Annotated in this window: 9 protein-coding genes; all 9 read right to left on the reverse strand. The window is 39.0% G+C overall.

Features of this window, described 5'->3' with window-relative positions:
- The 9 genes from FR7_RS13395 to chvE all read right to left on the reverse strand — a co-directional run bounded on the left by FR7_RS13395 (window position 1) and on the right by chvE (window position 13,064).
- Entirely contained in the window at window positions 1-1,512 is a 1,512-nt protein-coding gene (locus FR7_RS13395; protein ID WP_007935174.1) for a sugar ABC transporter ATP-binding protein, read from the reverse strand.
- Window positions 1,513-1,649: 137 nt separating this feature from the next.
- Complete coding sequence (locus FR7_RS13400; RefSeq protein ID WP_007935176.1) at window positions 1,650-2,657, reverse strand: ABC transporter substrate-binding protein; 1,008 nt, start codon at window positions 2,655-2,657, stop codon at window positions 1,650-1,652.
- Window positions 2,658-2,781: 124 nt separating this feature from the next.
- Entirely contained in the window at window positions 2,782-4,638 is a 1,857-nt protein-coding gene (locus tag FR7_RS13405) for a substrate-binding domain-containing protein (protein WP_007935178.1), read from the reverse strand.
- A 5-nt stretch (window positions 4,639-4,643) separates the two neighbouring features.
- Entirely contained in the window at window positions 4,644-5,855 is a 1,212-nt protein-coding gene (locus FR7_RS13410; protein WP_007935179.1) for a response regulator transcription factor, read from the reverse strand.
- Window positions 5,856-5,870: 15 nt separating this feature from the next.
- Entirely contained in the window at window positions 5,871-7,634 is a 1,764-nt protein-coding gene (locus tag FR7_RS13415; protein ID WP_007935181.1) for a cache domain-containing sensor histidine kinase, read from the reverse strand.
- Between the two features lie 194 nt (window positions 7,635-7,828).
- Window positions 7,829-9,031 carry an ROK family transcriptional regulator gene (locus tag FR7_RS13420; protein ID WP_007935183.1) on the reverse strand — a complete coding sequence of 401 codons (1,203 nt, stop codon included), beginning with the start codon at window positions 9,029-9,031 and terminating at the stop codon, window positions 7,829-7,831.
- A 145-nt stretch (window positions 9,032-9,176) separates the two neighbouring features.
- Window positions 9,177-10,340, reverse strand: coding sequence for a multiple monosaccharide ABC transporter permease (mmsB, locus tag FR7_RS13425; RefSeq protein WP_007935184.1), 1,164 nt, complete (start codon window positions 10,338-10,340; stop codon window positions 9,177-9,179).
- A gap of 13 nt (window positions 10,341-10,353) precedes the next feature.
- Window positions 10,354-11,877, reverse strand: a complete 1,524-nt coding sequence (gene mmsA / locus FR7_RS13430) for a multiple monosaccharide ABC transporter ATP-binding protein (protein WP_007935185.1) — start codon at window positions 11,875-11,877, stop codon at window positions 10,354-10,356.
- 104 nt (window positions 11,878-11,981) lie between these two features.
- Window positions 11,982-13,064: a multiple monosaccharide ABC transporter substrate-binding protein gene (chvE, locus tag FR7_RS13435; RefSeq protein ID WP_007935186.1), complete on the reverse strand. Its 1,083-nt coding sequence runs from the start codon at window positions 13,062-13,064 to the stop codon at window positions 11,982-11,984.
- Window positions 13,065-13,201: the final 137 nt, after the last annotated feature.

Genomic DNA, 13,201 nt, shown 5'->3' on the forward strand with positions numbered 1-13,201 from the left:
CTACACCCCTGCTATCGTCTGCATAATATATTTTTCTTCCATCTCTTCACCCGAAATCTCTGCTATCTTTACTCTGTCTCTTAAAACTGCCATACGGCTGGAGCACCGAACCGATTCATCCAGCTCCGAAGAAATAAATACAACGGACATGCCCGTTTCTGCCAGAGACAGTATTAATTTTTGAATCTCAACTTTAGCACCTACATCAATCCCCCGTGTAGGCTCATCCAGTATTAAAAGCTTAGGTTCTGTCAGCAGCCATCTAGCTAATATTACTTTTTGCTGATTGCCTCCGCTTAAATTTTTGATTAGTTGTTCTGGTCCAGCGGTCTTAATATTTAATAATTCAATATATTTTTTTGAAATCTCTTCTTGTCTTCTCTTCGGTATATATTTCATCCACCCTACTTTAGCCTGTAACGCCAAAACGATATTTTCTCTTACAGAAAGGTTTTCGATAATCCCTTCTGTTTTTCTATTTTCGGAACAATATGCCAGACCATATTGAATTGCATCAGCAGGGCTTTGTATGGTAACAGTTTGTCCTTCAATGGCAATTTCTCCGCTATCGGCTTTGTCAATACCAAAAATAGTGCGGGCAACTTCTGTTCGCCCTGATCCCAATAAACCTACCAGGCCAAGCACTTCACCTTTGCCAATTTCAAGATCAAAGGGATGGATCGATCCTTTGTGTCCAAGACCGCGAACTCGCAAAAAATTATTACGTTTTTCTTGAAGAATATCCAGTTTCAATGTCTTGCAGCTGCTTTCAAATCCATCAAAGGCTTTGCCAATCATTTTTGCAATCAGCTGAACACGAGGCAGATTTACAGTCTCATAGGAACCAACTAATTCACCATTACGTAATATGGTAATCTTATCGGAGATCGCATAAACTTGCTCAATAAAATGAGTCACAAAAATAATTCCTAAACCTTGCTTTTTTAATTTACGCATGAGTCCAAAGAGTTTTTCAACTTCTTGAGCATCCAGGCTCGAAGTCGGTTCATCCAATATCAAAACTTTAGCCGATATGTCAAGGGCTCTTGCAATCGCTACCATTTGCTGTATTGCAACAGAGTAACGCTCTAAAGGCTGAGTAACATCAATCGCAAGACTCAACTTCGCCAATAGCTCCTGTGATCTCCGATTCATTTCCTGCCAATCAATACTGCCAAAGCGCAATGGTTCTCTGCCAATAAAAATATTTTCAGCAACTGACAAATTGGCACAAAGATTAACCTCTTGATAAACTGTACTAATTCCTAGTTGTTGGGCATGATGAGGAGAATTCGGTGCAATGGCTTTACCGTCTAAAAAGATAGCTCCAGCATCGAGACGATCAACACCCGTCAACACTTTAATCAAAGTCGATTTACCAGCTCCATTTTCTCCCATTAAACAGTGAATCTCTCCAGGTTTCAGTTCGAATTCTACATTATTAAGAGCTTTAACCCCCGGGAAATCTTTACAAATCCCCATTGCTTTTAATAGAAAATTTGCATTATCCATTATTACTTTCACCTCCATAAATCAGTAGTTCGATAAAAGAAAAACCCACTCCATCAGGGGTCATCCATTAAGATAACCCCCGATTGTTTCTATTTTTACATAGAACTGGTGGGGTGGATCAGTTTATTTGTATGATTTTAGTATTTACGATTTGGCAATTCCTTGGCAGCAACATCTGCAGGGAATACACCTTCTTTTGTAACAATCCGTTTATCAAGGGTCTTACCTGCTACCAAATCTTTCGCAGCTGTCATCAATTGGTCTCCCAGTAGTGGGCTGCACTCAATGGTTGCATTTAATTTCCCTGCAATCATGGCCTCGAAAGCCCCTTTAACACCATCAATTGAAACAATAATTATGTCTTTTCCAGGTTTTAGCCCAGCTTCTTCAATTGCTTGAATCGCACCAATTGCCATATCATCATTATGGGCATATAATACATCGATTTTTTGTCCATCAGCCTTGGCTGATTTCAAGAATGATTCCATCACTTCTTTCCCCTTGGCACGTGTAAAGTCGCCAGTTTGCGACTTAATAACTTTATAATTCGCATGTTGTTTTAAGATTTCTTCAAAACCAGCTTTACGATCAATCGCGGGTGCGGAACCAACGGTTCCTTGCAATTCGACAATATTTACAGCCTCATTATCCTTTTTCATGAAATCGACCAGCCATTTACCAGCTCGTCTTCCTTCTTCCACAAAATCAGAACCCATAAAGGTAACATAATAATCTTCTGCATTGCCACTGCTCATTTTAATGGACCGATCTGTTAAAATCACAGGTATCTTAGCAGCTTTTGCTTCTTGCAGTACAGCATCCCAGCCTGTTTCTACAACAGGCGAAAAAGCAATTACATCAACCTTTTGCTGTATAAATGACCGTAAGGCCTTTATCTGGTTTTCTTGCTTTTGCTGAGCATCCGAAAACTTTAGTTCAATGCCAGCTGCTTGTGCCGATGCTTTTATGGATTCCGTATTTGCTGTGCGCCATTCACTTTCTGCACCGATCTGTGAGAATCCCAGAACGATTTTTTTGTCTGCAGGTTTAGCCGCCGTTTCCTGCTTGGTGCCTGAACAGCCTGCCAATGTTAACATCATAATTCCAACACTCAACGCAATCGTAACCTTTTTCCACTTGGACATGTTTCTTACCCTCCTTATTTTTTAGAACCTGTAGTACTAGTTCTATTATAGGATGGTAATGTTTGTTCGTATTTAGAATAATCAGTAATTTCTTATACTTTTCCGAACTGTTTTAACATAATGCTTAGTACCTGCGATTCAGATAATCCTGCCGCGCTGTTTCTGCAGAAAATACACCCTCAGAAGTAATAATCCTCATTGGCAGCTGCCGTCCTGCCATCAAACTTTTTACCGCCTGCATAAGCTGAGGACCAAGAAGGGGATTACACTCCACAGTACTGTTTAACTTACCTGCCATCATCGCTTTAAAGGCCGCTGCTGTAGCATCAACAGAGACAATCAGAATATCCTTGCCCGGTCTAAGTCCATATTCCTCAATCGCCTTGATAGCGCCGAGAGCCATATCATCATTATGAGCATAAACAACATGAATTTGATTGCCATATATGGCTAAAGCAGCTTTCATCATATCTTGCCCGCCAACCTCGGTAAAATCGCCAGATGCAGAATAAATCACTTGAAATTGAGGATAATTAGCAATAATTTCAGCAAATCCTTTTTTGCGGTCAATGGCTGGTGCCGAATCAATTGTTCCTTCCAATTCAATAACATTGACTGATTGACTAGCTATTTTTTTTTCTACAAGCCAGCGGGCGGCTCTGCGCCCTTCTTCCAGAAAATCGCTGCCAATAAAAGTGGCATACAACGAATTATCATCAGGTTTAATCGCTCGATCGGATAAAAGAACAGGAATTTCCGCCATTTTGGCTTCTTCCAATACTTCGTCCCAACCCCCTTCTACAACAGGAGAAAAAGCAATTACATCCACCCCTTGGGTGATGAATGATCGAATGGCTTGAATCTGCTTTTCCTGTTTTTGATCGGCCTCCAGAAAAACAAGATCAATGCCTGCCTCTAATGCCGCATTCTTTATGGATTGAGAATTTGCTCTACGCCAATCGCTCTCCGCTCCAAGCTGAGAAAATCCCAATACAATTTTTTTGCTGCGATTTTCTTTTCTAGGTTCATTCGCTGCTTTTAAATATTCCAACACATTGTAACGGGTAATTTTATTGCTCCGAGGGATGATCTTCTTTGGTATTCCTTTCTCATGATTTAAAATATCAACAGCATATAAAATAGCCTCTCGTCCACCTGTCAGACAAGTAAACGTCCCTTCTAAGATACCTTCTTCTACCAATTGCAATCCCCCATTAGGGCCCGAAAAACCGTCAACACCAACAAACTGTATCCCATCGGCTCCATGCTTCTTGGCAGCCTTATAAGCCCCCAGCGCCATGTAGTCGCTATGAGCGAAAACAACATCAATTTTAGGATACTGCTGCAGCAATTTTTCCATTTCATCTTCTGCTTTATCTCTTTGCCAATCGGCAATTACGGTTGCAACGATTTTAATATTGTTATACTGTCCCAGGACTTCCCGAAATCCAGCACTTCTTTCTCTAAGGGAAGGCAATCCTGCTGGTCCCTGAATCTCTACAACATTTCCCCCATTTCGTAAAAGATCTGCGATGTATTGCCCCGCTTCTTTGCCAAGGGATTTATTATCCGGTCCGATATATAACGTGTACGCATATCCTTCCACAGCTCGATCCAATACAATGACTGGAATCTTTTTGTAAGCCTTCGCTACAATTGGTGTCAGCTCCGCAGAATCATTGGGTGAAATAATTAATAAATCAATCCCCGCTTCTAACAATTCTTCTACATCTCGAATCTGCTTGCCACTGTTTTGCACAGCATCGGTAAAAACAATCTTAACATCTGGGTGCTTTAGTACTTCTTCTTTGATTTCCTCATTCATAATCACTCTCCAAGGCTCAATCAAATTGGCTTGGGATACACCAATTACAAACTTCACCTGATCGGAGCCTGCTGCTTGGTTTGATGGATGATAACATCCTGTAAGTATTGTCACAATCATCAGAAGAACGATCATATTCAGCTTGACTTTAAACACCCCGCTCACCGCCAGTTGCCTTTTTTGCGATATTCCGCTGGAGATAATCCAACTACTTTTTTAAATGTATTACTAAAATAATGTTGATTACTATACCCTACTTTTTCTGCCACTTCATATAGTTTCATCGTAGGATCTCCCATCATTTGAATGGCTTTTTCGATTCTCACCTGAGTTAAATATTCAATGAAAGAAACACCAATTTCATTTTTTAACAAGCGACTTAAATACGTAGGGCTAATCTTAATAATTTCTGCTAGATTCTGAAGTGAGAAATCCTCCTTGCAGTAATTAGCTTCTATGTGTTTTTGTGAAAGAAGCACTGCAGGAGTATAACTAACCTTGCGGTTTAGTTCTAAGGTCAGTTCATGATAAACAGCGGAAACACCCCTTAGCAAATCCATTAGCGGGTGCTGAGCAACAATTACGACTTGTTCTAAATGCTGCTCAATAACCTGCTGTAAAGTAGCACTCAGTTTATACCAGTCGCTTGGATTTAGGAGGGGTGTTATCGCAATCAGATTATCTGCTCTGTCATGAAACATAATATAAGGCTGCCATTGCTCTAATAATTCCACACAAATATTTTCTATGGAAAATACCAGCAATTCCCGCTCCCAATCTTTGAGAAGCTGCCCTCTGGTGTACTGGCCAGCCACTTTCAGAGCAATCATTCCAGATGCTGGCGACAAATCCAATTCCAAAAAAGCAAGCTGAGACCTTATGTATTCCTCACTTAATTGACCATTTACCCAATCTTTACAGAAAGCTTCCCTTAATAACGGCAAATGTTTTTTTGTTTCCTGATTAGTCCAATTCAGATAATGATTTTGCAGACGAGAATTCAGCAATTGCTGTGCTGCTCGTTTTAACACGGTTTCCAGTTGGTCTTCAAAGACAGGTTTTAATAAATAATCAAAGACTTGCAGCTTAATCGCTTTATGGGCATAGGAAAACTCATCATGTCCAGTAATGACAATGATGATGCAATCTTGTAATATGCTGTTTACTTGTTCTATAAACTGCAATCCATTTAAAAAAGGCATACAAATATCTACTAGCAGAATGTCTGGCAGGGTTTTTCTCGCCACTTCCAAAGCTATTTCTCCATCTTCAGCCTCCCCCACAACCTCCATATCAAGCCTTGCTTTCTCAACCAGGCTTTTGAGGCCACGACGAATTTTAGGTTCATCATCGATGATTACTACTTTCAACATTGAACCACTCCCTAATTAACGTATTGGATGCCAAACTTCTACCTTCGTACCTTCCTGATCCACGCTGGTATATTGTAAACCGTATTCTGAGCCAAAGGATAATCGAATTCGTTCATTCACATTAAAAATACCAAAGCCCGTTCTTGCTGCCTCTCCATGCTGACTGTCTAATGATTTTCTTAATTCTGCGAGTTTTTCCGCTGTCATTCCTATGCCGTCATCTGCTACGCTAAAATATAATTTCTCCTTGTCCATGCGAGCGGTGATCTTGATGGTACCGCCCCCTCTTTTTGCATTAATGCCATGGTAAATCGCATTTTCAACAAGAGGCTGCAATATGAGCTTAAGCACTCTGTAATTCAATATTTCTTCTTCATAGTTGATTTCATATATCAATTTATCTTCATAGCGAGCTTTCTGAATCATTAAATAACTGCGAACATGTTCTAATTCTTCATGAACAGGAATCATCTCTTTCCCTTTGCTTAAACCAATGCGAAATAAATTCGCAAGTGCACCCACAATACGAACGACTTCCTGTGCACCATGCTCCCCAGCCATCCACTGAATCGTATAAAGAGTATTATAAAGAAAGTGTGGTTTTATTTGGGCCTGCAAGGTTTTCAGCTCTGCTTCTCGTTTGCGTTTTTGTTCCGTATACACCATGTCCACCAAATTGCTAATTTCTTTGATCATCGTGTTAAAGCTATTACCAAGCTGTCCGATTTCATCATTATATTTACTGTTAAATCGTACGCTCAGATCGCCTTCCTCAGCCTTCTTCATCAAGCTGCGGAGTTTACCTAAAGGCTTGGCAATGGAAGCAGTAAAAAAGAAGGCGGCGATTACTGCCAGTATTAAGGTAACAAGCCCAATCAGTATGGAGTAATGACGCAGAATCGTTACCTCTTTCAGTGTCTCACTAAGGGAAAAAACACCGATAGTTTTCCATTTTGTATACGCTGAATCTTTATAGATAATCTGAAACTCACTGCCTTGAATGATTTTTACAATACTATTGGCAGAATGGTTAAGCCACTCACTTTTTACGCGATATACAATCGGATTAACTGGTGCATAAACAATGCCACCATTTGCATCCATAATATATAAAAATCCATTCTTACCTAATGTAATCGTCTCAATTACTTCTTTGAATTTAGCCAATTTCAGATCAATCAGTATGACGCCAAGATACTGGCTGTTCTTGGGATCAACAACCGCCTTAGCAATCGAAACCACTTCATCAGCGCTATAGTTAAGAGTTGTCGTTATATTACGGCCAATCGGTTTACTAAACAGCTGCATTGCATTTGGCGATGCAATCGCTCTTTTGTACCAAGTCTCATCAGTAAGGGGATCACGTGAAATACGATGCATTTCATTGCTAATATAAAGATTATTCTCATTTACAATGAGTATTCCGGCAATCTCTGGATGTACATTCGTGTAGGTTCTTAAGATTCGCCGAACCTCATTATTCAGCGATTCATCTTCATCTCCCTCTTTCATAGTTCGTAAGAACGCAATAATCTGAGGATCACCCAAAAGGTAAGACACGATATTTTCCATATCATGAATATAAAACTCAACATTGCGAGTGACTTGCTCAATCATTTGTCCAGTATGCTCATTGGCCTGTTCTTCAATCGATTTGCTATAGATGACATTACCCAATACTCCGAGTGTAACAATGGGCAATAAAATGAGAGTGAAAAAATATAATAACAATTTAGAACGAATATTTTCGGTCTTAAGTAATTTACGAAAGAATTCCAATATTGCACCATCCTAGCGCTCATTTTTTCTAATACTCCCACTTTATTATACACAATAAAACATACTAAATGGTAAATTTTTCTTGTTAATAAAACAATAATTGAACCAGAAATTTTCTTAGCAAAAAGCCCTCTATATGAGCAGTTTGTTAGGGTGTTCTATACCCCTGCCAACATAGAGAGCATTTTGTCATGTTACCGTAAATAAATCCCTTCCATTACCACATCTACAATGCCCTTTAGGGCATCTTGCCTGCCTTCTGAAGAAAACTCAATACGAGTTAAAGAATAACAGCTTGCCAAAGCCCTTTCTTTTATAACTTGCATGATTGTCTCTTCCATAAATCTTCGTCCCTTAACGATACCACCACCAATGAGTACCAGCTGGGGATTAAAAATATTAATAATATTGGCAGCACCCATACCAATATACTGAGCAATCTGCTGGAGGGTTCTGATTGAAAGCGGATCTCCCTCCTCAGCCGCAGCGTAAATATGTTTTGGTCTAATGGCATCTAGATTGCCTTTTACCATCTCCGATACTGCAGAACATTCACCATCTGTTATTGACTGAACCATATTATTTACCAACGCTGACTCAGATGCCATGGCTTCCAGACAGCCATAATTCCCGCAGCTGCATAAGGGACCATGAACATCTACAACGGTATGACCGATTTCCCCTGCACTATCACCTAAGCCGCGATATAGCTCACCATTTAAAATAATCCCCGAACCAATTCCACCCCCGACTCCTAGAAAGACCGCATTTTTAATATCCCGGTATGGACCATAATGATAGGCTCCCAATGCCATAGCCCGCATATCATTTTCGACAAAAACAGGCAGCTGAAACTGCTTTTCCACCAGATATTTCAGCGGCACATTACGCCAGCCAGCACTGGGAGAAAATAAGGAAAGCCCTTCCTTAGACATAACAGGTCCTCGTACAATTATACCAATCGCTAGAGCTAACTTACCATACTCTGAAGCATAACACTGTGCAATTGTATTTTCCAAAAAAGATAAAATCTTTTCTTCTTTTAAATGTTGAATATCATGACATATCTCTTCTTTAATCTCTAAACCTCCATTAATCAGATAGCCAATCATTTCCTTAGAACGAATATCTACAATAATCATGTTCGCTATTTCAGAATGAACCTTAAGCAGTACCGGACGTCTGCCTCCACTATATTCACCAACCATATACTCATGAATCAGTCCATTTTCAATGAGTTTACTTGATATATTTGTTACAGTTGGTGGTGTTAGGCCAGTCAACTTAGCAATATCAACACGAGATATTGGCCCCCGCCTGCGAATCGCATTAATAATCAGCGACTCATTTGCTCCTCCTCCTACAGCTTTTGAAACAATCGTATTTACACCTTCCATAAAACACCTACACTCTTGCTTTCAATATTTTATACTATACAACCTTTGAATCCATTCTCTTTTAACCATATAGACATGAAAGAATTTATTTAATCATTATATAATATTAAAAGCTAAAATGCCTAATTAAATTTTTAATTAAGTCTTATGACTGTTTTGATTTTGTATAAATATCAAAAGCTACAGCTAATAATAAAACTAAGCCTTTAATGGTTTGCTGCATATCAATGGTAACGCCAATTAAAGACATGCCGTTGTTCATAACCCCCATAACCAACCCGCCAATAATGGCCCCCATAACAACACCAATCCCTCCTGCAGTAGAGGCTCCGCCAATAAAACAGGCAGCAATGGCATCCAGCTCAAAACCCGTGCCTGCTTTCGGTGTTGCTGCATTAAGACGAGCCGCAAAAACAAGACCCGAAAGGGCTGCTAATACCCCCATATTTACGAAAACCCAAAACACAATGCGTTCGGTTTTTACACCCGACAGCTTTGCCGCCTTTTCATTACCGCCTAATGCATAAATATGACGCCCTATCACTGTTTTTGTCGTTATAAAGGTATAAAATACAATTAGAATAAATAATAATATCAACACATTAGGAATGCCTTTATACGAGGCAAGCAAATACATAAACCAGTTGATCGCCACGCCAACAAATACCAATTTCGCAGCTAAAAATTGCACCGGAATTACCTCGAAATTATACTCTTGCTTAGCTTTTCTATGATTTAATTCAAAATATATATATACCAACGTCAAAATAATTCCAACCACAAGGGTTGTAATATGGATGGATGTTCCACTCAATACATCTGGTATAAACCCATTACTCATTTTCTGAAAAACCTCTGGAAAAGGCGCTTTCGATTGCCCTTCTAAAGCAGTCATTGTTAACCCTCTAAAAATCAACATTCCTGCTAATGTAACAATAAAGCCGGGGATTTTAAAATAGGCAACCCAATACCCCTGAAACGCTCCAGCAAGACCTCCTATCAGCAAAGAAATCAATATTCCAGGTACAACACCAATATGATGATCAATCATTAAGATTGCGGAAACCGCACCAACAAAAGCAGCAATAGATCCTACAGATAAATCAATTTGAAAAGCAACGATAACTAGCAGCATGCCGATCGCCAATATGAGTATATAACTATTCTGCTGGATTAAGTTGGTTACATTTAACGGTTGCAGGAGTACACCCTTGCTGACAATTTCAAAAAAAATCACAATTGATACTAGTGCAATAACCATACCATATTCTCTGATATTATTTTTAAACATTTGCTTTAGAGTTTCCATGACGATCCCTCCTTTATTTGCTCATTACATATTTCATAATTCTTTCTTGTGATGCCTCCGCCCCTGCAAGTTCTCCTGTAATACTGCCTTCGCTCATAACATATATTCGATCACACATTCCCAGTATTTCAGGAAGTTCTGAAGAAATCAGCACAATGCCTTTTCCATCTTTAGCTAGCTCATTAATGATGTTATAAATTTCAAATTTAGCTCCTACATCAATTCCTCGAGTAGGTTCATCCAGAATCAGAATATCTGGCTCAGTAAAAATCCATTTGCTCAAAACAACTTTTTGCTGATTTCCACCACTCAAATTTACAGTGTTTTGTAAAACACTGGAGCATTTAATATTCATTTGCTGACGACTTTTCTCCGCCACTAGAATTTCTTTATTGTCATCAATTACAGAATGTTTTGCGATATTTTTTAAATTAGCCAAGGTAATATTTCGTTTAATATCATTATTTAATATTAAGCCATACTGTTTGCGATCTTCCGTTACATATGCAACACCTTGCTCAATCGCCTGGCTTACATTTTTCAAATGTACTTCTAAGCCATTCTTATAGATGTGTCCACTTATTTTTTGTCCATAGGATCTGCCAAAAATGCTCATAGCAAGCTCTGTTCTTCCTGCCCCCATGAGTCCTGCAATTCCTACAACCTCACCTTGCTTAACGTGAAAGTTAACATTATGAATCACTTTACGGCCACTATGTAGATGGTGGTAAACATTCCAATTCTTAACCTCAAAGATGATATCGCCAATAGCTGCATCTCTTTTAGGATATAGCTCTGTTAATTCTCTTCCTACCATGCCTCTGATAATTCGATCTTCTGTAATGTGGTCATTTCTTACATCCAAGGTTTCAATGGTGGCTCCATCACGCAACACGGTAATGGAATCAGCAATTCTTGAAATTTCATTTAATTTATGTGAAATAATAATTGAGGATATTCCCTGCTTTTTAAACTCCAACAATAATTTTAAGAGATTATCGCTATCATCTTCATTCAATGCCGCCGTAGGTTCATCTAGAATTAACAATTCAACTTCCTTTGATAAGGCCTTGGCAATCTCAACTAATTGTTGCTTGCCAACTCCTATATTGGTTACCAAAGTACTTGGCAATTCTTTGAGTCCTACTGTCGCTAATAACTTTTTGGTACGCATAGTAGTTGCATGCCAGTCGATAAGACCGTGTTTGCCTTGTTCGTTGCCAAGGAATATATTCTCTTCTATAGATAGATAAGGGATGAGAGCTAATTCCTGATGAATAATAACGATGCCTAATTTTTCACTTTCTTTAATATTTTTGAATTCACATCGTTTCCCTTTATAATGAATCTCCCCTGTATAAGTTCCATGAGGATATACTCCACTTAACACTTTCATCAAGGTTGATTTCCCCGCACCGTTTTCGCCAACCAATGCATGAATTTCGCCTTTTTCCACCTGCAGATTTACATGATTTAGCGCTTTAACACCTGGAAAGGTTTTAGTTATATCTATCATTTCTAGAATAATATCTTCCATATATCCTCAACTCCTTGCTATATCGCTCTTTGGTATTAAGCCATTAATAATTTAGTAATGACTTTACAGTCATCACTAAATTATTTTGGCCCTGCAATCCCGTATTATTTAAGTTGATCAGCAGTATAATATCCGCTTTCAACCAATATTTTTTCATAGTTTGATTTATCAACAGAAACTGGTACTAATAAATAGGACGGCACTACTTTAACACCATTGTTGTAGGTCTTATCATCATTGGTTGTTGCTTTTTTACCGCTAAGTACTGCATCCACCATATCAACAGCTACTTTAGCAAGATCTCTGGTATCCTTAAATACAGTCTGTGCTTGTTCGCCCTTAATAATGGATTTAATAGAAGGAGCTTCCGCATCTTGTCCCGTAACGATAGGCATTGGCTGTGATGGGGTTCCGTATCCAACAGCCTTCAAAGAAGAAATAACACCGATACTGATACCATCATAAGGAGATAGAACCGCGTCTATTTTTGTTCCCGTATAGTTCTTACTTAGCAGATTATCCATTCTTGCCTGGGCAGTAGCGCCATCCCAGCGTAAAGTAGCACAGACGCCCATATCCATTTGTCCACTTTTCACAACTAGTTTCTTCGAATCAATATAAGGTTTTAAAACTGACATCGCACCATCAAAGAACATGTATGCGTTATTGTCATCCGGTGAACCACCAAAGATCTCAATGTTAAACGGACCTTTACCATCTTTTAAGCCTAAGCTTTTTTCAATATAAGCAGCTTGAAGAACTCCGACCTGAAAATTATCAAAGGTTGCATAATAATCTACATTTGCAGTCTTTTTAATTAAGCGGTCATAAGCGATAACAGGAATATTTTTATCCTTCGCTTTTTGCAATACCGTTGTTAAGGATTCACCATCGATATTAGCGATTACCAATACATTAGCACCTTTTGTAATCATATTCTCGATTTGCGCAAGCTGGTTTTCAACATTGTCTTCGCCATACTGTAAATCAGTTTCATACCCTTTGGCTTTTAGCTGCTTAACAATATTATCACCATCTGCTATCCATCTAGATGACGACTTCGTAGGCATTGCGATACCTACTTTCTTCTTATCGCTGCTGCTGGGAGCTGTACTAGGATTTGAACCACATGCGGTCAGCATCAGTACCATAGCAAACATCAGAAATAAAGCCACTACCTTTTTCATTAAAATCTCCCCTTCTTTTTATTCTTGGCAGCCCAATCCATTACTTTTCGTTATGCCTTCATCACCTACTTTCAGTCTATTAATCATCCCATTATCTCCTTTATCATTTGCTCTTTAATGATCAAGTGTTCAAGCAA

Source organism: Pelosinus fermentans DSM 17108, from assembly GCF_000271485.2.
Classification (GTDB): Bacteria; Bacillota; Negativicutes; order DSM-13327; family DSM-13327; genus Pelosinus; species Pelosinus fermentans.